Origin of the sequence: Oleiphilus messinensis (assembly GCF_002162375.1) — a bacterium.
GTDB lineage: Bacteria > Pseudomonadota > Gammaproteobacteria > Pseudomonadales > Oleiphilaceae > Oleiphilus > Oleiphilus messinensis.
Genome location: NZ_CP021425.1, coordinates 4,119,043 through 4,141,221 on the forward strand (window position 1 = coordinate 4,119,043; position 22,179 = coordinate 4,141,221).

Here is a 22,179-nt window from a genome sequence, read left to right on the forward strand (position 1 = left end):
CTTATGTCAGATACACCCCGCAAAATTCTTGTTACGAGCGCTTTACCCTATGCCAATGGACCCATTCATTTAGGCCACTTGCTGGAATACATTCAAACCGATATCTGGGTTCGCTATCAAAAAATGCGCGGTGAGCACTGCACTTACGTCTGCGCGGATGATGCCCATGGCACTGCAATAATGTTAAGAGCGGAGCGTGAGGGCATCACATCCGAACAACTCATAGACCGGATAAGGGAGGAACATCAGCAGGATTTTGCTGACTTTCTGATCGAATTCGACAACTACCATTCCACCCACTCGGAAGAAAACCGTGAGTTATCCGCATTGATCTATGAGCGCTTGGTAGCTGATAACAAAATCGCACAACGGGAAATTATTCAAGCTTATGACCCGGAGAAGGAAATGTTCCTCGCAGACCGGTTCATCAAAGGCACTTGCCCTCGCTGTAAGGCCGAAGATCAATACGGTGACAACTGCGAAGCCTGTGGCCACACCTACACCCCTGCAGAACTGATCGACCCAAGATCTGCAATATCCGGTGCGAAGCCGGTCAACAAGGCCTCGACTCACTTTTTCTTCAAGCTTCCGGAATTTCAAGACTTCCTGACGGAGTGGACTCGCAGCGGAACGCTACAACCGCAGATTGCCAATAAACTGGCCGAATGGCTGGATGCCGGATTACAGGAATGGGACATCAGCCGGGATGCGCCCTATTTTGGTTTCGAGATTCCGGGCCAAGCCGGCAAATACTTCTACGTCTGGCTGGATGCACCCATTGGATACATGGCCAGTTTCAAACACCTGTGCGAACGTCGTGACGACCTGGACTTCGATGAGTATTGGGGTGCAGACTCAAAAGCGGAGCTTTATCATTTTATTGGCAAGGACATCATTAATTTTCACGCCTTGTTCTGGCCCTCAATGCTTTCTTCGGCTCAATTCAGAACACCAACTGCGGTATACGCGCACGGTTTCGTTACCGTGGATGGCACAAAGATGTCGAAGTCTCGCGGCACATTTATCATGGCGCGGACTTATTTGAACCACCTTAAACCCGAATATCTGCGTTATTACTTTGCCTCAAAACTGACCAGCAACGTGGATGACCTGGATTTAAACCTGGCGGATTTCGCACAGAAAGTAAACTCCGATCTTGTGGGCAAAGTCGTAAATATCGCCAGTCGATGCGCAAACTTCATAACCAAGCGATTCTCGGGTGTACTGGCGAGCGAGTGCACCGAACCCGAACTGATGGCCCGATTTATCAATGCAGGCAGCGACATTGAAGCCCATTACGAAAACCGGGAATTCGCCAAAGCCATGCGAAACATCATGGAGCTGGCTGATACGGCCAATCAATACATAAACGATAAAGAACCCTGGGTCATCGCCAAGCAGGAAGGACAAGAGCAAGCGCTGCACACGATCTGCACCAACGCAATCAACATGTTCCGACTGCTTGTAACCTATCTTGCCCCGGTATTGCCGGAAACCGCAGCCAATGCGGAAGCTTTCCTGAACACAAGATTGACCTGGCAATCCCGTGCCGACTTGTTGCTTGGGCACAAGATCGAACCATTCAAGGCCATGATGAGTCGCATCGACACGAAACAGATTGAACAAATGATTGAAGACTCAAAAGAAGGTGATCCTGCAATCAAAACAGCAGAATTAACACAACCCAAAGAAGATGAGACTTTCGCAGAAGAAATCGAATTCCCCGATTTTGCGAAAGTCGATCTGAGAGTAGCGATAATCGAAAAAGCGCAGCACGTTGACGGCGCGGACAAACTGCTTCAGCTGACACTGGATGTCGGTGGCGTCAAGAAAAATGTATTTGCCGGCATTAAATCCGCATACAAACCGGAAGAACTGGAAGGCAGACTGACCGTTATGGTCGCGAACCTGAAACCCCGAAAAATGAAGTTCGGATTATCTGAAGGAATGGTACTTGCGGCGGGTCGCGGCAAAAAAGGCATTTGGCTACTGGCCCCGGATTCCGGGGCTGAACCCGGCATGCGCATCCAGTAAGAAATTGTCCAGGCCTGCAGGTCAGTTGCCCTGCAGGCCAGTTTTAGCCTTGCCATGTCTTGATTTCGCAGCCTTACACACTCCACCTTAATGTTGGCTTTCAGATCCTAGCTCATCTACACAGGTTATTTCCTGGTATTTATTCCTGTTAACTCCCTGATCCAGCCCACGCTAAAAAAGCTCTGACAACTTATCCCGAATGATGTACACAGACCTAATGCCCACATCTATCATCCTCGCATTCCGTTCGTCTGAGTTAAACAGAAAAAGAATCCTGATCCAGCCTGCAAAGTTTCTTGAACCACACCATCAAGATAAGGATAATAGCCGGTTGCATTTGGACACTTAACATAAAGAGGTTGTTTTCGGACCCATGACCGAATACCTGCTAATACTGGTTAGTACCATATTGGTAAACAATTTTGTACTGGTACAGTTTCTTGGACTCTGCCCGTTTATGGGTGTTTCCAATAAACTGGAAACGGCTATGGGCATGTCCCTGGCGACCACATTCGTACTAACATTATCATCCCTGTGTAGCTACCTTTCGTACACGCTATTGCTCAAACCGTTGGGCCTGGAATATTTGCAGACCATCACATTTATTCTGGTCATTGCCGTCGTTGTGCAATTTACCGAAATGGTTGTCCGCAAAACCAGCCCGTTACTGTATCGCGTACTCGGCATATTCCTGCCACTCATTACTACAAACTGTGCCGTACTCGGGGTCGCGCTGCTCAATATCAAAAAACAGAATGGCTTTATCGAATCCATACTTTATGGCTTCGGCGCAGCGGCCGGCTTTTCGTTGGTGCTGGTCTTGTTTTCTGCAATGCGAGAGCGAATAGCCGTCGCCGATGTCCCAACACCTTTCAAGGGCGCATCCATCGGAATGATCACCGCTGCCTTGATGTCATTAGCATTTTTAGGCTTTGCCGGTCTGGTTAACATTTAGAACTCACCTTGGAGAACGATCAAAATGACTGTTCTGGGCACTGCTGTATTTGCCATGCTCGGCCTGGCCTTGGTTTTCGGCGTAATTTTGGGCTATGCAGCTATTCGATTCAAAGTTGAAGGCAATCCCATTGTCGATCAAATCGATGCAATTTTACCCCAAACCCAATGTGGACAATGCGGTTACCCTGGCTGTAGACCTTATGCCGAAGCCATCGCAGGTGGCGATCTTATCAACAAATGCCCACCTGGCGGTGAGAATACCATTCAGGAACTGGCAGACCTGCTCGATGTTGAGCCACTGCCACTGGATGAGGAGCATGGCGAAGAAAAAGGAAAACAGGTCGCTTACATTCGCGAAGACGAATGCATTGGCTGCACAAAGTGCATTCAGGCCTGCCCTGTAGATGCAATTTTAGGTGCAGCGAAGCAAATGCATACTGTCATAGCTGATGAGTGCACCGGTTGTGACCTCTGTGTCGAGCCCTGCCCAGTAGATTGTATTGATATGCTACCAGTAGCGACAACGATTCGCAGCTGGGGCTGGCAAAAACCGGAAAACCTGATCGCATCTGACCGCTCCACAATTGTGGAGAGTAACCCTCGTGAGGAGGCCGCAGCTTAATGCGTCAAATTTGGGATTTTAATGGTGGTATTCACCCACCCGAACACAAATCTGTATCCAACCAAAATCCGATTCAATCAGCAGGCATCCCCGGGCAGCTTGTTATCCCTCTGCAACAGCATATTGGTGGCCCCGCAGATCCACTGGTAAAAGTTGGAGACACGGTTCTCAAAGGGCAGAAACTCGCAGAGCCTCTCGGCTTTATTAGTGCCGCTGTACACGCACCGACTTCGGGAACGATTGCAGATATCTGCGATCTTCCTGTGGCCCATCCTTCAGGCATGACGGACTGCTGCATTGTTCTTATACCCGACGGGAATGATCAATGGATCCAGCTTGAGCAACGGGCGTCTTACACGGATTTATCGCCAAATGAAATCCTGCACATCATTCGGGACAAAGGCATTGCGGGTATGGGTGGTGCGGGCTTCCCGACGGAAGTAAAGCTGCATCCCCCGAAACAGGACAAAGTAAAAACCCTGATCCTGAATGGTGCGGAATGCGAACCCTACATCACCGCCGACGATATGCTCATGCGCGAAAGAGCGAGCGAAATCATCCTCGGTCTGGAAATTATGGCCTTTATACTGGAACCGGATGAATGTCTGATCGGCATAGAAGACAATAAACCGGAAGCCATTGATGCCATGCGCGCCGCGGTAGCTGGCACCAAAATCCAGGTGGTCGTTATTCCAACAAAATACCCCAGCGGTGGGGAAAAGCAACTGATCAAAATATTGACCGGACAGGAAGTACCTTCTGGCTCGATTCCGGCTGATGTCGGCGTGATGTGCCAGAACGTCGCAACAGCAGCTGCAATCTACAGGGCTGTTTATTTTGATGAACCGCTAATCAGCCGAATTATCACGCTCACCGGGGATGCTCTGCAACAGCCGGGCAACTATGAAATACTGATCGGAAGCCAGGTAGGCTGGTTGTTGGAGCTCGCCGGAGCCCGGGAACAGCAGATTTCGAGAACTATTATGGGGGGCCCGATGATGGGGTTCACCATTCAGTCAGCAGATGTGCCTGCAATCAAAACCAGCAACTGCATTATCGCGGGAACACGGGAGGAGCTCCCTCCCCCCCCACCCGCACAAGCCTGCATTCGCTGTGGAATCTGTGTTGAAGCCTGCCCGATGGAATTACTTCCCCAACAGCTCTACTGGTTCTCGAAAGCACAAGAGTTCGAAAAAGCAGAACACCACAATCTCGCAGACTGCATTGAATGTGGTGCTTGCTCTTATGTCTGCCCCAGCGCAATCCCGCTGGTTCAGTATTATCGTTACGCAAAAGGGGAAATCCGGCAAAACCGCCTGGAACAGGCCAAATCCGACAAGGCAAGAAACCGCTTTGAATTCCGTCAGGAGCGTCAGGAACGCGAACTGGCCGAAAAAGATGCAAAACGAAAAGCCCGCGCAGAAGCGGCAGCTCAAGCACAAGCCAAGAAGCGAGCCGAGGCAAACGCTGATGAGCCACCTAAAAGCGCCGCCGCTCCAGATGATCGAAAAGCAGCAGTTGCAGCCGCACTGGAACGCGTCGCAGCCAAGAAATCAGCTCCAGCCACAGATTCGAAAACAGGAACGAAAACGGAAAACACGCCTCAGCGCTCCCTGGCTGATATTCAGGCAGACTATGACAAGGCCTTAGCCAAACTGGACAAACTCAAGGCCACTGCGCAAGAACTTGAGTCAGATGACCCGGCACGGGAAAAAATGGAACGGGCGATCAGCAAAAATGAAACTCGTGTAGAGCAGGCGCGGCTCGCTCTTGAAGATGCCAAAAACAACCAGAAACCAGATTCGGCAGATACTCCAAGCGCGAGCGAAACAGTGACTAGCGAATCACAAGTATCGCCAGGAACGAGTGCTGTCCCCCCAACGACAGAGAAAAGTCTCGACGAGTTACAGGCGATCTATGAAAAAGCGCAAGCAAAGCAGGAAAAGCTCCAAAACACGCTTGCTGATCTACCAGAAGGTGATCCTGCGCGGGAAAAGATGATCAGAGCAATCGACAAAAACGAAGGCAGAGTGATACAAGCCAAACAGGAATGGCAAGCCGCTCAATCAGCCACTGCGACGTTGCCAATCGAGATCGAGCAACTGGAACAGAATGTCGAAAAGGCCAGACTCAAACTCGACAATATGAAATCATCACTGGATGATGCCAAAGCGCATCAACCAGAACTGGTTGAGAAACTGCAAAGGGCTGTGCAAAAAAACGAGATGCGTTTGTCCGCTGCAGAGCAAGCTCTTGAAGAGGCGCGGAAAAATTCGTCTACGACCGCAAAAAATGATACCAGTCCATCAACAAAACCGACCCATGACCGAGGCTTTTAATGGCTTGGATTAATATTTCATCACCGCATGTTACCGGGCCACAATCGACTTCCTGGATCATGCAGCAAGTAATAATCGCCGCTCTACCGGGCATCGCAGCGCTCACCTATTTTTTTGGCTGGGGAAACCTGATCAATATTATTTGGTGCAGCCTGATCGCCATCGGAGCAGAAGCGCTCATCATGCGCCTTCGGCAACGCCCGGTGGGCTTTTATATCAAGGATTACAGCGCACTCGTTACTGCCATCCTGCTGGGCATTGCACTTCCACAATTCACACCCTGGTGGACATCAATGGTCGCCGTACTTTTTGCCGTCATCGTCGCCAAACACCTGTATGGCGGAATGGGTTACAACCCCTTCAATCCAGCCATGGCGGGCTATGCACTCGTTCTGATATCCTTCCCCCTACCGATGACAACGACTTGGGCAACACCTGACGGAATTGCCCAAGCACCTTCATTTATCGAGCATCTGGCTATCTTATTCGGCAGTTTTTCTGTTGAAAATATCGACGCATTTACAGCAGCAACACCTCTGGATATTTACAAACATGAAATCAGTCATGCCACCGCCGAAGTCGTAACCCAGCACGCCTCTTTTGGCTCACTGGTCGCAAAAGGGTGGGAATGGGTCAACTTCGCGTTTCTCCTGGGTGGACTGTATCTCATACTACAAAAAGTAATCACGTGGCATACCCCGGTTGCCCTCATTACAAGCTTGACGCTGATGGCTTTTGCGTTCGGCTGGGATGCGGACCAAGCCACGCCACCACTATTGCACCTCTGTGCCGGTGCGACGATGTTAGGTGCTTTTTTTATTGCGACTGATCCTGTATCAGGCCCTTCAAGCAAGCTCGGAAAATTATGGTATGGTGCAGGGGTCGGCCTGTTACTGTACATCATACGCGCCTATGGAAACTATCCTGATGCAATTGCCTTTTCTGTATTGCTTATGAATTTTGCCGCGCCGTTTATCGATTACTATACCCAGCCAAGAACATACGGGCACGGCAAAGCTAACAAAGGCATTGCAGGAAAACGTCGATGAATACGATTACTCAGTCCGTTTTAAGAAGTGCGATTGGTCTGGGACTTTTCGCTATCATCACAGCAGGCTTGATTGCGGCAACCAAAATGCTGACTCGGGATGAAATTGACTATCAAATCCGGAAAGCACAATCTAAAGCCCTGCTGGAACTTGTACCGGAAAACGAGCATGACAACGATTTGCTGGCAGATACACTCGAACTGCCACAGTCTGACTTGCTTGGCACTCAAACATCGACCGTTGCGTATCTTGCCAAAAAACAAAATAACGTCGAAGCGGTTATATTGCCGACCATCGCTCCGGATGGATACAGCGGCACCATTGAGATGATCACTGCAATCGAGCGGGATGGCACACTGAAAGGCGTTCGGGTGCTGAAACATAAAGAAACACCCGGCCTTGGCGACAAGATCGAAGTTCGAAAATCAGACTGGATTCTAGCGTTCACCGGTAAGTCTTTGGACAACACTTCAGAAACCAGCTGGAAAGTCCGAAAGGACGGAGGCGAATTTGATCAGTTAACCGGCGCGACCATCACGCCAAGAGCCGTAGTTAAAGCAGTACATGGGAGTTTACGCTATTTTCATCAGAATAAAGCACAATTGTTACTCACTGGTGATAAGACAGATGATAAGCAAGCTTCCACAACAAATACGCATCCTGCCACGATTCAATAAAGAGACAGGCCATGGAACACGCAGATAATACTGACATCCCGGTTACCGATATGTCGCCCCCTTCAAAATCACGAACTGATTACGGTGAGATCGCTCACAATGGTTTGTGGAAAAATAACCCGGCCTTGGTTCAACTACTCGGCCTGTGTCCATTACTCGCAGTAACCGGTACCGTTGTGAACGCACTAGGACTCGGGTTGGCAACCATTATTGTTCTGGTCGGTTCAAATACCTCCGTTTCGTTGATCAGAAACTTTGTCCCCGAAACGGTGCGCTTACCTGCATTCGTAATGATCATAGCCTCCTTCGTGACCTGCGCAGAACTGCTGATGCAAGCATTTACGTATGAGCTTTATCAAATCCTGGGCATATTCATCCCACTTATTGTTACAAACTGCGCCATACTCGGCAGAGCCGATGCATTTGCCTCCAAAAACGCTGTACTCCCCTCGGCATTTGATGGCCTGATGATGGGCGTTGGTTTCACCATTGTACTTGTAGTACTCGGAGCCTTGCGGGAAACGATTGGTCAAGGGGTATTGTTCAGCAACATGGAATTACTGTTCGGAGAAGCGGCAATCCATTGGAAGATCACCCTCATGGATGGCTATCAGGATTTTCTGTTCTTGATACTTCCCCCGGGTGCTTTTTTTGGAATGGGTTTACTAATCGCCGGGAAAAACATTCTGGATGAACGCGCCAAGAAAAAACTGCAGAGCCAAAAAATCGAGAAAACAGCCGTGTCAAAACGGGTCCGAGTCACAGGAAATGTTGGCTAATGAATAAAGAGAAACGGACGGAAATTTTTACTCGTCTGAGAGCCGAAAACCCGTCTCCTGAAACTGAGCTGGCTTACGACACACCATTTGAGCTGCTGGTTGCGGTAACATTGTCAGCACAGGCAACAGACAAGGGCGTCAACAAGGCAACAGCAAAGCTATTTCCGGTTGCGAATACACCTGAAGCGATTCTGAAGCTCGGACTGGAAGGATTAAAAGAGTACATCCGGACGATAGGGTTATATAACAGCAAAGCCGAAAACATTATTAAAGCCTGTGAAATTCTGGTAACCAAACACGACTCGGAAGTACCACAAACCCGAGACGAACTCACAGAGTTACCCGGCGTTGGCCGGAAAACAGCTAACGTTGTGCTTAACACCGCTTTCGGCCAACCAACCATGGCAGTCGATACCCATATTTTCCGGGTATCAAATCGGACAGGCATTGCTAAAGGCAAAGACGTCAGGCAAGTTGAAGATCGCTTACTCCGACTCACCCCTAAAGAATTCCTGCTGGATGCCCACCACTGGCTCATTTTGCACGGACGCTATATCTGCACTGCGCGCTCGCCCAAATGCAATGCCTGCCTGATATCAGACCTCTGCGAGTATAAAGAGAAAACGCTGGACTAGGGTCTTCTATGAACTCCCCCTCCGAGATCATATTAGAGTAAATACTCTTGCCAAGTTAGAGCTACTACTCTAAAATTAGCTCAAGAATAACTCAATAATGACCTGCTCCGGTCATACGGCCGGTCTGTTAGCAGCGTAGAGCGAGTGCAATAGGCCAATCAGGCCATTCACCGACTCTTTCAAGCATGAACACTGGAGACACACTATGATTTATTCAGGTAGCATGAACGACAAGATGTTGCAGCGTGTTGAAAAAGCAATTGTTAATATCGAATCAGTACACCAAAACCTAGTCGATAAGCCTTTCGCATTGATCGAAAAGTCGAAGTTTTTAAGCAAAACAGCTCAACCTGCGAAACTCAACCACAAAACTGCGATTGAGAAGTTCTATCGCGGACTGCGAGACTTAACTGAGGCCGGATTCCATTTCAATAACCAGATATCTGAATTGATGTCGGTGATGAACACTCATCAACGTTCGCAGTAATATCGCAATTACAAAAAACGGAGCACAATGCTCCGTTTTGTCGTTTTTCAAGAATGCGGGATATTACTTACCCAACATCGCTTTTTTCAAGTCATCCTGAGCAGGGTTATCAGACAACCAAATGCCGAACAGGGCCTTCTTGAAAGTCATGTCGCCAATTGTATCTTTCAGCTTTGCATTTTTATAAACCTCAACACCTTTGCTAGGCACGTAAACCAGATCGAAAACATCGTTTTCTTTAATTTCTTCCTGGAAAACGCCCATGAACGCATCGATGTCCGCTTTAATCGGCGCAACATTTCCACCTGTCGCATTCACGAAACCTTCATTGGTTGCGCTCTGCATTTTCTCACTGGTAACCAATCCGGAAACCATGTGCAGCTTAATCGCTTGAGGCTCATCAGCATTGATGACTGCCATTGCATCCCGGGAACCGGAAGCCGTGTACAAGCCACCCACATAGATATCCATAAACCATTTGGTACGAATTCCAGCACCTTGCAGGTTCAGTGTTTTCCCTGCAGCACTCATCGTATCATCAATATTTACACCGGCAACTTCTTTAGCCATTGCAAGTGGAGACAGTACCATTGAAAGTACAAAGGCAGTAATTACTTGTTTCATTTTAGTGTTATCCCTAAATTAGAATTTTTATTGAACTCTGAAAGCCCTACCTTGCATATGCTTAATCACATACATCGGTAAGATGTACATCACTAAGATGTGCGGCTATTCTAACAGCTCGCACCTGCTGATAATGCTCAATAGTTCTCATCCGATTACCAAAACACCGCACTTTATAACAATTCAGTTACAATTTGATTCGGCAATGGCCAGCGGGAAAAAACGATCAGGGAACACCTTAATCAAGACAAAAAAACCACCCCTGGGGGTGGTTTTTTAGAAGACGCGATTTAAAGCGATATCTTATTTAAACAGCGTTTCACCGCTGAGGCCTTGCTTTTCGAGAATATCTCTAAGACGCTTGAGAGCTTCAACCTGAATCTGTCGGACGCGCTCACGCGTCAAACCGATTTCGCGGCCAACTTCTTCCAAGGTACTCATTTGATAGCCTCGAAGCCCAAAGCGACGCGCAATGACTTCTTGCTGCTTCTCCGAGAGCTGATCCAACCAATCATCAATGCTGCCTCGTAAATCACTGTCTTGCAGCAGTTCTGCCGGGTCACTTGCACTCTCATCCGCAACCGTCTCCAGAAGCGACTTGTCAGAGCTACCGCCAATCGGAGAATCAACCGATGTAACGCGCTCGTTCAAGCCCATCATTCGTTTAACGTCTTCAACCGGTTTATCGAGCAGATCTGCAATTTCTTCGTGGGTAGGTTCGTGATCGAGTTTTTGAGTGAGCTCTCGAGCGGCTCGGAGGTAGAGGTTCAGTTCTTTAACAACATGAATCGGTAAACGAATCGTCCGGGTCTGATTCATAATGGCCCGTTCAATAGTCTGTCGAATCCACCAGGTCGCGTACGTAGAGAATCGGAACCCGCGCTCGGGATCAAATTTTTCTACGGCACGGATCAGTCCTAAATTACCTTCCTCAATCAGGTCGAGTAACGACAAACCTCGGTTAACATAGCGACGGGCGATTTTAACAACCAGACGCAAGTTACTCTCGATCATTCGTTTACGACCTGCTTCGTCACCTTTCTGCGCCAGGCGCGCAAAATAAATTTCTTCTTCAGGTGTAAGCAGTGGTGAAAAGCCAATTTCGTTAAGATAAATCTGAGTCGCATCCAATTGACGGTATGCACCGGGCTCAGCACCACCCCGTGTAGACCGTCGACTATCCAAGCGGGTTACAACGCCGGAAACATCGTTGTCGTCATCTCCATCATCACTCGCTTCAACAACACCAGCTTCCTCCTGGTCAAACGCCAAATCATCAATATATTCTTCTCTTTCTGCTGACATAACACTAGCCCTGCATTTTTTTTGAGTACTGTCCCAAACCCCTATTTGTTTTTATATCTGGTTCGAAGGACGGTTACCTAGTTGTTATATGGACTACCCCTATAAGTTCCGTGCGGGTAGATATCGTAACGGATCGACCGGATTTCCCTTTTTGCGAATTTCAAAGTGCAATTTAGGTCGGTTCGTTCCCGTAGATCCCAGCTCAGCGATTTTGGCTCCTGCCCTTATTTTTTGACCTTCCTTGACCAGAATACGTCTGTTGTGAGCATATGCACTAAGGTACTGGTCATTGTGGTTAATTATTATCAGTTTTCCGTAACCCAACAGCCCACTGCCTGCGTACACCACTTCTCCAGCCGCAGCTGATAAAACTGGTTCACCCGGTTTGCCGGCTATATCAATGCCCTTATTAACGTTACCGGCAACGGAGTATCTCGCAATTACCGGGCCAACATGTGGCCACTGCCAGACAATCCCCGAGTCAACCTTTTTACTGGTGACCTTGGGCTTTATTTTGCCTTTGTTTGCATTTGTTTGTTTGTTATTTTTTGTAAGTTTGGGTTTTCTCTTTGTAACTTCGGGCTTAAGTTCACTCTTTTCAAGTGATCCCTTAAGATCCAGTCGTATCTTCTGTCCAACTTGGATGACGTACGGAGCCGCTATTCCATTGGCATTTGCAAGCTCGACATAATCACGACCGTATCGCCAGGCGATTGAATACATACTATCGCCCTTACGGACAACGTGAGTGCCAAAATAAACGGGAGGATTGAAGTTTTGGTCCTGGTATATATCTGTACTGTTGCACCCCCACAGAAGTAACAACACTACCAAAATAATAAGACCTGGCGCAGTGGACAACTTATGAACTGTGTATTTTTTGGACAACAGCAATCTGTTCATTCTGACCCAGCGCACACCTTAAAATAACAAATACAGGGTTAGGTTCAGCCGTTTATAAAAAAAAAGAATAAAAACTTTTCCTTTTCGATTAACTTGGTTCGCTAACCTTATTGATTTCAAGGTTATTTTAGATCATTTTTAAACCAGACTGGGTTACAACTATATTCACATGTTACGAACGGAAACACTAAAAAGTAACAACTGGTTCACATTTTTCCTGTGAAACATTGCTCAATAAATCACCTAACGGATTTACTCATATTTTTCCCGAGCCACTCAAGGGCAAGCACCAGACAAATCGCCAGGATCGCTAACATCACCGCCTCTCCTGTTTCGGGAGACATACCGGTTAAAACATGGTATTGCTCCGGCATAACATTAATTTGCTCCAACGGCACTTGCTCACCATGAGAATTGGTTCTAAATGAAACGGTATGTTTCCAAGGCCACACCTTATTCAAAGCGCCAACCATAAAACCACACAACAACGACAGCACCAATTCTGGGAAGCGCCGGAATGCCCAGGAAAGCAGGTGAGACATCGCCAGCAGCCCACAAACACAGCCTGCGCCGAAAACGCCGATCGTGACGAAATCTAACGACTTCACAGCGCTCAGTATGGCCTGATACAGCCCCAACAATAACAGGATAAAGCTGCCGGAGATCCCGGGAAGAATCATAGCTGAAATCGCCACCATTCCTGCCAGAAATACATTCAAGGTCGTGGGTTCCACGGCTCCAGGGGTAACTGTCGTTATCATATAAGCAATAGCAGCCCCAAGCAGAAATGTCACGATGACCATCGGACTCCAGCGCTGAACCTGTCTACCAACATGCCATACCGAGGCAATGATCAAACCGAAGAAAAAAGACCAGACAAGTTGTGGATGTGCGACGAGTAAATAACTGATCAGCTTCGCTAAACTGAAAACGCTCAATAAAATTCCGGAAAACAGACAAATCAGGAAATTACCATTGAGAGCCTGCCAGAACGCCAGGAATCCATTATTTCGCCACTCGACTAACAACCTGGGATGTACCCCTGACAATGTATCTATCAATTCCTGATAAATACCGGTGATAAATGCAATCGTACCACCTGAGACACCTGGCACAATATCCGCCGCTCCCATGGCCATTCCTTTGAACACCAACATCAAGCGATTTTCCTTTTGCACGAATTTGCTCCTTGGCTTTAATTCTATAGCAACGATAGGCTGAATTTACAGAACAGTACCTTCTACAAGCGGGACAAACCGGACCGCTTCCACGATCCGTTTCGAAAACTCGTTTCCAGTACGCGTCATAACCATGAGTTGTTGCGACTGGCCACCTACCGGAATAACCAGGCGTCCTCCATCTGCCAATTGTGACAATAATTCTCTGGGCACATCCTCTGGAGCGGCAGTAACAATAATTGCATGAAATGGTGCAGCCTCAGGCCATCCCATTCCACCATCAGCATGCCGCAACCGAATATTTCTCAAGCCCATTGCAACGAATCGTTGCCGAGCCTTCTCCTGCAGAGGCTTAATGCGCTCCACACTGTACACTTCTTTTGCAAGTTGAGCGAGAATCGAAGTTTGGTAGCCTGAACCAGTACCAATTTCCAGTATCCGTTGCGGGTCATTTTCCAGTGTAAGCTCTGTCATTTTGGCCACAATATAGGGCTGCGACAGCGTTTGGTTATAACCGATTGGCAATGCCGTATCTTCATAAGCTCGATGGGCGAGCGCCTCATCCAGAAAGATGTGCCGCGGAGTATTTGCCATTGCCTCCAGCACGTCTTGAGTTCGAATGCCCGACTCTTTCAACCGATTAATCAGCCTCAGCCGCGTTCTTTGTGAGGTCATGCCAATGCCTTGAAGATTCATAATTCGCCCCCTGGCACCCAAGCATTCAGCGCATCAACCACATCGTAACGGGTCATATCGACTGAAATCGGAGTAATCGACACAAAGCCATTTGCAACCGCCCAAAAGTCAGTATCCGGACCAGCATCATCGCCTTCGCCAGCAGAACCAATCCAGAACCGCTCCTGGCCTCGTGGATCCACCGTACGCTCTGGAAGACCACCACGGGCTCGATGCCCTAAGCGCGTTATCTTAACCCCTCTAATCTCATCCAGTGGCATATCTGGCACATTAACATTCAAAATTGTTCTGGGGGGGAGGGTTAATTTATCACTCTTGAGCAATAGTTTGAGCACGACCTGAGCTGCAGTGGAATAGTGATGCCCACCGGTATTTGCCAGGGATACTGCAATCGGGCATTGTTCCAGAAAACGCCCCTCAGTGGCCGCAGCCACAGTGCCGGAATACAAAACGTCATCCCCCAGATTGGCATGGGTATTAATCCCGGAAACAACCCGGTCAAAGACGACGTCAAACAAATTAGTAACACCGAGATGCACACAATCCGTAGGCGTGCCGTCGACACTGTAGAAACCATTGCTGGTTAACACGGGTTTTAACGGCCTGTTGAGGGTTAACGAATTACTGGCTCCGCTATGATCCCGATCTGGTGCAACCACTTTTATGTCCGCAACTTTGGACAGCACTTCTGCCAAAATATGCAAACCTGGTGCGTAGACACCATCATCATTGGCGAGCAAAAGTTTCACTGCGCCCTCCTCCCCAAATTTTACTTATGATCGTTTTTATTTGAGTCTATCCGTGACTCGTCAGACCTGCTCCATGCCTGTTTAGTATACTGTTGCCTTATTTAAATTCCGGAACCCGCAATTGCTCTGAGGGAGTGAGTTACTCTGCGGGAGCTACACTGCGGGCTTTACTTCAAACTCTTGATAATTTAACACTTCTCGCAACACTGCAGTCGCAAAACTTCCAGTGGGTAAAACAAACGTTATGGAAAGCGTATCACCATCCAACGCCCAAGACATATCCGTTGGCTGCAGCACAAATTCACGATACGCATTTTGTATCCGATTTCGGACCAGCCCCTCAGAAAAAACTGGCCAGGCCTCTATCACACGATTTCGGTTTGCTTCGGCGTCCAGGGTCTCCAGACAGTTTTTCTCACCAAAGAGACTCCCTGCCAAACCCCCATTGATTTCAGCATCACCGGGAATAGGCGCTTGCCAACTCTGCTGAGTTACTCGATGTGCCAACAACTGGTTAAACAAATATGAGCGTGCCGCGGACAAATACATACCGCCGTCTTTCACTCGAATTTTACGCTCACCGGAAAACCATTCGTGCGCAACGTTAAGGTTATGCAAGTCGCGGCCAAATCGCTGCTCGCCAAAGTAGTTGGGCACACCTCTGTCTCTGATGGCGCTCAACCGGTTCTCGAGAAGGGCAGAATCACCTGAGAATTGCCGAATAACAAGCTGGAAACGATTTGCTATATGTTGTCCACGTCGGAGTTTCTTCGAATGGCGGGACACATCCAATATCTTTGCCCCCGGCAAATCCCAGTTTTCAACTACCGGGTCGCTACTGTTTTTCAGATAAATACTGAACCACTGTCTCGTAACAGCATGACGATCCTTCATACCCGAGAAGCCGACATCCATCGTGCGCACTTGCGCATAATTTCCGATACGACGGGCGATAAACTGCGTATTCTGTCCGTCTTTTTCAATCAGAAGATAGAAGTGTTCACCCACCCCCTCTGGCTGCCACCCCAAAATCTCTTCGACTTGAAAGTCGGAATTAGTACTGCGGATGATGCCGCTTGCTTCAGGAATACCGTAAGCATAGGGCCAGTTAAGTGCGAAAGATGGCTTGGAAGTTTCGACAGAGTCGTTCATTTCATCACCAGCAAACAGACTGCATAACAGGCTATCCCCTCACCTCGTCCGGTATAACCGAGCTTTTCTGTTGTGGTCGCTTTGACATTTACAGCACCTTCCGGCACACCAATAACACCCGCAAGGCATTCACGCATTTTCGCAATATAAGGTGACATTTTGGGGGCCTGAGCCACGATGGTAGAGTCAATATTTTCAACTCGATAACCTTTCTCCGCCACCAGGTTAAGCACATGCTCCAATAATCGCACCGAACTAATTCCCCGGTAAGTACTGTCAGTATCCGGGAAATGTTGTCCTATATCGCCCAGCCCAACAGCGCCGAGAAGCGCATCAATTATGGCATGGATTAATACATCACCATCGGAGTGTGCCTTGAAGCCTTTATCGAACGGTATTTTTATACCCCCCAATACCAGATGATCACCTTCACCAAAAGCGTGAACATCGAAACCTTGCCCTATTCTCATCAATACAACCTAAACGAATAAACCTATTTTTGTGTTTCCTGACATTCAGCCTGCTCCTGAAGTTCAAGAATCATCTCCGCAAACTGCAAATCTGCAGATTCCGTTATCTTGATATTATCTACGGCTCCGGGGACTAATTTGGGTGCCTGTCCCAGTAACTCCATTGCTGAAGCTTCATCAGTTACGAGCTCCCCGTCCGCCAAAGCTCTCTCCAGTGCGTGTTGGAGTTCTACCAATGGAAACATTTGCGGGGTAAAGGCACGCCAGATCTGGGTACGGTCAATGGTGGCCGAAATTTCAGCGGTACTGTCCGTATCCGCACTATCCGTACTATCATCCGTATCAGTGCAATCCATATCGGTTCGTGCTCGCTTTAATGTATCAGACACACGTGCTGCCAGAATACCACCAACACCGGAACAAAGTGACGATTGAATCAATTTTTCTATATCGGTGCGCCGAACACAAGGGCGGGCGATATCATGAACCAGAACCCAATCTTCTGGACCAGCAATTTTTCTCAAATATCGAAGACCGCTCAAGACGGAATGAACACGTTCTTCTCCACCAATGCAAGTTTCAATATTCGGATGCTGAAATATATCAAAACCTGACCATCGATTATCATGACTTGCGACGGGTACGACTATCCGTTCTATCTGAACCACACTTAGCAGGCGCTTCAAGGTTCTCTCAAGAACCGTTTCACCTCCAAGATACAAATATTGCTTGGGCACACTGGCATTCATTCTTCGCCCGACGCCCGCCGCGGGGGCTACCGCCCAGATTTTACCTTCGATTTTGCTGTCTCCTAAACGAATGCATCGCTAACAAATACCCGTCTGCGAATTTTTAATCTTCGATAACCAAAATGAAAGTTTCACCTTTTTTGACCATGCCCAGTTCATTTCTCGCTTTTTCTTCAATCGCTTTACGCCCGTTTTTCAAATCAATCACTTCGGCATCAAGCTTTGAATTGCGCTCTGCAAGTCGCTGATTTAACGTCTTTTGTTGCTCAATCTGTTGCTGAAGATTCCATACCTGTGCATAGCTTCCTTCCCCAGCCCATAATCGAAATTGCAATCCAAAAATCAAAAACAGCGACACGCCCCACACGCATTTAAGCAAAGTTGGCGCATTCGCAATCTCAGATGGCTGAAATCCCTCGTGAACGGTCACAGGTAAAATCCTAATGTTTCCAAAACAATGAATTAAGAGAGCCTAACGACTCAAACATGCAGTTCGAAGTAGCGATAAAAAAGTAAATGACAACATCGCGTCCAACGCGAACCGGGGCACCACTATACCGGATCATTTTGAAAGAATAGCTGATGCGGCTGGATAATCCGAAAAAGTTTTGTACAAATTAACAAAAAAAGGCGGAATAAATCCGCCTTTCTTCAGTGATTTGCATCACTCTTCTAACAGCTTACCTCAAGTGCTGGCAACATACCGCTCACACACTTTGGCATTCTCATCGAGAACTTTATCCTCGCTTGAGAATTACTGCCCTTTAATTTCCTTCAGGCCACGGTATGGTGCTTTATCGCCCAACTGTTCTTCAATACGCAACAAACGGTTGTACTTGGCGACGCGATCAGAACGACACAGAGAACCGGTTTTGATTTGTCCTGCACAGGTACCTACAGCCAAATCGGCAATGGTGGTATCTTCTGTTTCTCCAGAGCGGTGGGATATAACAGCGGTATAGCCTGCATCTTTGGCCATTTTAATCGCATCCAGCGTTTCGGAGAGCGACCCGATTTGATTGAATTTAATCAGAATGGAATTGGCAATATTCTTCTCGATACCTTCACCCAGAATTCGAGTATTCGTCACAAAAAGATCATCCCCGACCAACTGTACCCGCTCACCAACTTGCCTGGTCAGATTCGCCCAACCGTCCCAGTCACTCTCGTCCATGCCGTCCTCAATGGAAACGATCGGATACTTTTGAGACAACTCATCCAGATAAGTTGCGAAACCTGCAGAATCGAAAACCTTACCTTCACCGGCAAGATTATATTGATTCTCTTTGTAAAATTCTGAAGAGGCGCAATCCAGAGCCAGGGTAATATCCCTACCCAGTTCATAGCCCGCATTACCCACAGCGACTTTAATCGCTGCCAGCGCCGCTTCGTTCGATTCCAGGTTCGGGGCAAAACCACCTTCATCGCCTACAGCGGTGTTCAATCCCTGGTCTTTCAATACTTTCTTCAATGCGTGGAAAATTTCTGCTCCAGCACGCAACGCTTCAGCAAAGCTTGGCGCTGTAACGGGCTGCACCATAAACTCTTGAATATCAACATTGTTGTCGGCGTGCTCACCACCATTCAATATATTCATCATTGGCACAGGCATGCTGAATTGCCCCGGCGTACCATTGATCTCAGCTATATGCTCGTATAACTCAATTCCTTTATCCTGTGCTGCAGCTTTTGCAGCAGCCAGTGATACAGCCAGTATCGCATTCGCCCCAAGATTAGCTTTATTGTCAGTGCCATCCAACTCCAGCATTTTGTTATCCAGGGTACGCTGATCCGCCGCGTCCATCCCTTTCAGTGCGTCACGTATAGTTGTATTGACAGCACCTACCGCTTTCAGGACACCTTTACCCAAATAACGGCTTTTGTCTCCGTCTCGCAGTTCCAAAGCTTCACGAGAACCCGTTGAGGCTCCGGAAGGTGCACAAGCAGTCCCAACCACACCTGATGTGAGGATTACATCTGCTTCTACAGTAGGGTTGCCTCTGGAGTCGAGAACTTCCCGCCCTTTGATATCTGCTATTTCCGCCATCACCTGATCTCCAATAATTATGATTGACTATTTACGAATTCTGATATTTTGACACATGGGATTCCAGTGCGATTCACACCTGTGACGTCCCCGTTATCATCACTTGCCCTAATATTCTTGATGACCTCAGGCGGTATCCAACTCAGCAAAACCCTTAACCAAGTCATCAACAGCCTTAACCTGTGCCAGAAAAGCTTCAAGTTTTTCCAAACGAAGCGCACTTGGCCCATCGCAACGTGCACGATCCGGATCCGGGTGTGCCTCCAGGAAAAGCCCGGCCAAACCCACCGCCATACCCGCGCGTGCGAGCTGGGCGACCTGAGCACGACGGCCCCCCGATGCAGCACCCTGAGGATCACGACATTGCAGCGCATGGGTGACATCGAAAATCACGGGCAGCCCACCGGTGCTTTGCTTCATGACGTCAAAGCCCAGCATATCAACGACCAGATTATCGTAACCGAAACAAGCACCACGCTCGCAGAGCATGATCTTGTCGTTGCCGGCTTCTTTGAATTTATCGACAATATTTGCCATTTGCGAAGGGCTTAAGAACTGTGGTTTTTTAACATTTACCACGGCTCCGGTTTTAGCCATTGCAGCAACCAGATCAGTTTGACGCGCCAGAAACGCTGGCAATTGAATCACATCAACTACGGCCGCAACAGGCTCGGCCTGATATGGCTCGTGCACATCAGTAATCAATGGAACATTGAAGGTTTTTTTAATTTCTTCGAAGATTTTCAAACCTTCATCCAGACCCGGACCGCGGTATGACGCAATAGACGAACGGTTCGCCTTGTCGAATGATGCTTTGAATACGTAAGGAATCCCTAACTTTTCAGTAACTCGCACATAGGTTTCTGCAGTCTGCAAAGCCAGGTCTCGGGACTCAAGCACGTTCATCCCACCAAAAAGGACAAACGGAAGATCATTGGCGACGGGAATTCCCGCCACCTCAATTCGTTTTTGACTCATAAATACACATCACTGGTGGCAAAACTAGAGTTGCAATTGTTCACTTGCGCTTATTGGCAGCGGCGGCATTGACAAAGCCAGAGAACAATCCATGCCCATCGCGAGGCGTAGACGTAAACTCCGGGTGGAACTGACAGGCAACAAACCAGGGATGATCTGCAACTTCCACAACCTCTACCAACTCACCATCTACAGAATAGCCGGAGATGTTTAAACCTGCGTCCTTGAGACGCTCAACATATTTATTATTCACTTCGTAACGATGTCTGTGGCGCTCGACAATCGTATTTTTACCATAACAGGCATGGGCTTTGCTGCCTTCGATCAGACGACACTCCTGCCCGCCCAAGCGCATGGTCCCCCCCAGATCTGATTTATCTGTTCGGGTTTCAACAGAACCATCTGCATCAACCCACTCGGTAATCAGACCCACAACTGGATGATCACTCTGTTTGTTGAATTCAGTACTGTGTGCGCCTTCCAAACCCGCTACATGACGGGAGTATTCGATAACGGCAACCTGCATGCCAAGACAAATTCCCAGGTAGGGTACCTTGTTTTCCCGTGCATATTGTACGGTCCGGATTTTACCTTCGACGCCGCGCTCACCAAAACCACCGGGAACCAATATACCATCCACATTGGCCAGCACATCGACACCTTTGCTTTCAATTTCTTCGGAATCGATATACACCATTTTCACTTTGGTATGCGTATGCAATCCCGCATGCTTAAGTGCTTCAATCAGTGACTTGTAGGCATCCAGCAAGTCCATGTATTTACCGACCATGGCAATCGTGACTTCTTTCTCGACACGTTGTTCCAGCTCAACAACACGATCCCACTCCCGTAGATCGGCTTCGCCACATTCCAGGCGGAATCGTTCCACAATAATGTCATCAAGACCTTGCTGATGGAGCAAACCCGGTATTTCATAGATGCTCTTTGCATCCTGTAATGGAATAACCGCTTTTTCTTCGACGTTAGTAAACAAAGCAATCTTGCGGCGTGATGACGCATCAATCTCATGCTCTGCACGACACACCAGAATATCCGGTTGCAGACCGATTGAACGCATTTCTTTTACGGAATGTTGAGTCGGCTTGGTTTTAACTTCGCCCGCGGTGGCAATATAGGGCACCAGAGTCAAATGCATGAACAACGCGCGTTGCGAACCCACTTCAGCTTTAAGCTGACGAATCGCCTCCAGAAACGGCAAGGATTCAATATCACCAACCGTACCACCGATCTCGACCAGTGCAACGTCAACTTCACCGGCACCTTCAACGATACGGCGTTTGATTTCGTCGGTAATATGAGGGATGACCTGAACTGTCCCGCCCAAATAATCTCCACGACGCTCTTTTCGAATAACTTCTTCGTAGACGCGTCCACTTGTGAAATTGTTGCGGCGGGTCATTGTGGTACGAATAAAACGTTCGTAGTGACCTAAATCCAGATCGGTCTCCGCACCATCCTCTGTCACGAATACTTCTCCGTGTTGAAACGGGCTCATTGTGCCGGGATCAACATTGATATAAGGGTCAAGCTTGAGCAGAGTGACTTTAAGGCCACGCGCTTCCAGAATAGCAGCAAGAGAAGCTGAGGCGATACCTTTCCCGAGGGACGATACCACACCACCAGTGACAAAAATATAACGCGTCATGCAGTTCCCGTAGATGTTTTGAATATTGAATTTTAGGGGGGAGATTGTTATCTCGATGATGGGACGCCAGAATACCAGAAAGC

Annotated in this window: 22 protein-coding genes; 9 read left to right on the forward strand and 13 right to left on the reverse strand. The window is 48.1% G+C overall.

What is annotated here, in order from left to right; genetic code table 11:
- Positions 1-3 precede the first annotated feature (3 nt).
- From metG to OLMES_RS17950, 9 genes are all read left to right on the forward strand, one after another.
- Positions 4-2,034 (forward strand): methionine--tRNA ligase, encoded by a 2,031-nt coding sequence (metG, locus tag OLMES_RS17910; protein ID WP_087462519.1) that lies wholly within the window; start codon positions 4-6, stop codon positions 2,032-2,034.
- 373 nt (positions 2,035-2,407) lie between these two features.
- On the forward strand, positions 2,408-2,989 hold the full coding sequence (rsxA, locus tag OLMES_RS17915) for an electron transport complex subunit RsxA (protein ID WP_087462520.1): 582 nt from the start codon (positions 2,408-2,410) through the stop codon (positions 2,987-2,989).
- A gap of 24 nt (positions 2,990-3,013) precedes the next feature.
- Complete coding sequence (gene rsxB, locus OLMES_RS17920) at positions 3,014-3,613, forward strand: electron transport complex subunit RsxB (protein ID WP_087462521.1); 600 nt, start codon at positions 3,014-3,016, stop codon at positions 3,611-3,613.
- Positions 3,613-5,952 carry an electron transport complex subunit RsxC gene (gene rsxC / locus OLMES_RS17925; RefSeq protein ID WP_087462522.1) on the forward strand — a complete coding sequence of 780 codons (2,340 nt, stop codon included), beginning with the start codon at positions 3,613-3,615 and terminating at the stop codon, positions 5,950-5,952. Before rsxB ends, rsxC begins: the two co-directional genes overlap by 1 nt.
- Positions 5,952-7,001: an electron transport complex subunit RsxD gene (gene rsxD / locus OLMES_RS17930; protein ID WP_087462523.1), complete on the forward strand. Its 1,050-nt coding sequence runs from the start codon at positions 5,952-5,954 to the stop codon at positions 6,999-7,001. Before rsxC ends, rsxD begins: the two co-directional genes overlap by 1 nt.
- Positions 6,998-7,678 carry an electron transport complex subunit RsxG gene (gene rsxG, locus OLMES_RS17935; RefSeq protein ID WP_087462524.1) on the forward strand — a complete coding sequence of 227 codons (681 nt, stop codon included), beginning with the start codon at positions 6,998-7,000 and terminating at the stop codon, positions 7,676-7,678. The genes rsxD and rsxG overlap by 4 nt, the downstream gene beginning before the upstream one ends.
- Before the next feature lie 50 nt (positions 7,679-7,728).
- On the forward strand, positions 7,729-8,457 hold the full coding sequence (locus OLMES_RS17940) for an electron transport complex subunit E (protein WP_087464550.1): 729 nt from the start codon (positions 7,729-7,731) through the stop codon (positions 8,455-8,457).
- On the forward strand, positions 8,457-9,092 hold the full coding sequence (gene nth, locus OLMES_RS17945) for an endonuclease III (protein ID WP_087462525.1): 636 nt from the start codon (positions 8,457-8,459) through the stop codon (positions 9,090-9,092). Before OLMES_RS17940 ends, nth begins: the two co-directional genes overlap by 1 nt.
- A 205-nt stretch (positions 9,093-9,297) precedes the next feature.
- The gene (locus tag OLMES_RS17950; protein ID WP_087462526.1) at positions 9,298-9,579 is read left to right on the forward strand and encodes a hypothetical protein; all 282 of its coding nucleotides are present in this window, start codon (positions 9,298-9,300) and stop codon (positions 9,577-9,579) included.
- A 63-nt stretch (positions 9,580-9,642) separates the two neighbouring features.
- On the opposite strand, the gene OLMES_RS17955 is transcribed toward OLMES_RS17950, so the two are convergent.
- The 13 genes from OLMES_RS17955 to OLMES_RS18020 all read right to left on the reverse strand — a co-directional run bounded on the left by OLMES_RS17955 (position 9,643) and on the right by OLMES_RS18020 (position 22,096).
- Positions 9,643-10,203: a chalcone isomerase family protein gene (locus OLMES_RS17955; RefSeq protein ID WP_087462527.1), complete on the reverse strand. Its 561-nt coding sequence runs from the start codon at positions 10,201-10,203 to the stop codon at positions 9,643-9,645.
- 303 nt (positions 10,204-10,506) lie between these two features.
- Positions 10,507-11,508, reverse strand: coding sequence for an RNA polymerase sigma factor RpoS (rpoS, locus tag OLMES_RS17965; RefSeq protein WP_087462529.1), 1,002 nt, complete (start codon positions 11,506-11,508; stop codon positions 10,507-10,509).
- Positions 11,509-11,607: 99 nt separating this feature from the next.
- The gene (locus OLMES_RS17970) at positions 11,608-12,411 is read right to left on the reverse strand and encodes a peptidoglycan DD-metalloendopeptidase family protein (RefSeq protein WP_087462530.1); all 804 of its coding nucleotides are present in this window, start codon (positions 12,409-12,411) and stop codon (positions 11,608-11,610) included.
- Positions 12,412-12,650: 239 nt separating this feature from the next.
- Positions 12,651-13,589 carry a DUF368 domain-containing protein gene (locus OLMES_RS17975; protein WP_232465140.1) on the reverse strand — a complete coding sequence of 313 codons (939 nt, stop codon included), beginning with the start codon at positions 13,587-13,589 and terminating at the stop codon, positions 12,651-12,653.
- Between the two features lie 45 nt (positions 13,590-13,634).
- Complete coding sequence (locus tag OLMES_RS17980) at positions 13,635-14,285, reverse strand: protein-L-isoaspartate(D-aspartate) O-methyltransferase (RefSeq protein ID WP_087462531.1); 651 nt, start codon at positions 14,283-14,285, stop codon at positions 13,635-13,637.
- Positions 14,282-15,034, reverse strand: coding sequence for a 5'/3'-nucleotidase SurE (gene surE / locus OLMES_RS17985; RefSeq protein WP_087462532.1), 753 nt, complete (start codon positions 15,032-15,034; stop codon positions 14,282-14,284). Before surE ends, OLMES_RS17980 begins: the two co-directional genes overlap by 4 nt.
- A gap of 153 nt (positions 15,035-15,187) precedes the next feature.
- Positions 15,188-16,186, reverse strand: coding sequence for a tRNA pseudouridine(13) synthase TruD (gene truD / locus OLMES_RS17990; RefSeq protein ID WP_087462533.1), 999 nt, complete (start codon positions 16,184-16,186; stop codon positions 15,188-15,190).
- A complete protein-coding gene (gene ispF, locus OLMES_RS17995) occupies positions 16,183-16,656 on the reverse strand; it encodes a 2-C-methyl-D-erythritol 2,4-cyclodiphosphate synthase (RefSeq protein WP_087462534.1) in 474 nt (157 codons plus the stop codon). The genes truD and ispF overlap by 4 nt, the downstream gene beginning before the upstream one ends.
- Positions 16,657-16,679: 23 nt before the next feature.
- Positions 16,680-17,477: a 2-C-methyl-D-erythritol 4-phosphate cytidylyltransferase gene (ispD, locus tag OLMES_RS18000; RefSeq protein WP_198343400.1), complete on the reverse strand. Its 798-nt coding sequence runs from the start codon at positions 17,475-17,477 to the stop codon at positions 16,680-16,682.
- Positions 17,478-17,508: 31 nt separating this feature from the next.
- Complete coding sequence (gene ftsB / locus OLMES_RS18005; protein WP_456299493.1) at positions 17,509-17,835, reverse strand: cell division protein FtsB; 327 nt, start codon at positions 17,833-17,835, stop codon at positions 17,509-17,511.
- Positions 17,836-18,159: 324 nt separating this feature from the next.
- Positions 18,160-19,452, reverse strand: a complete 1,293-nt coding sequence (gene eno, locus OLMES_RS18010) for a phosphopyruvate hydratase (RefSeq protein ID WP_087462536.1) — start codon at positions 19,450-19,452, stop codon at positions 18,160-18,162.
- 126 nt (positions 19,453-19,578) lie between these two features.
- Positions 19,579-20,430 (reverse strand): 3-deoxy-8-phosphooctulonate synthase, encoded by an 852-nt coding sequence (kdsA, locus tag OLMES_RS18015; RefSeq protein WP_087462537.1) that lies wholly within the window; start codon positions 20,428-20,430, stop codon positions 19,579-19,581.
- A gap of 40 nt (positions 20,431-20,470) precedes the next feature.
- Positions 20,471-22,096 (reverse strand): CTP synthase, encoded by a 1,626-nt coding sequence (locus OLMES_RS18020; RefSeq protein WP_087462538.1) that lies wholly within the window; start codon positions 22,094-22,096, stop codon positions 20,471-20,473.
- Between the last annotated feature and the right edge of the window lie 83 nt (positions 22,097-22,179).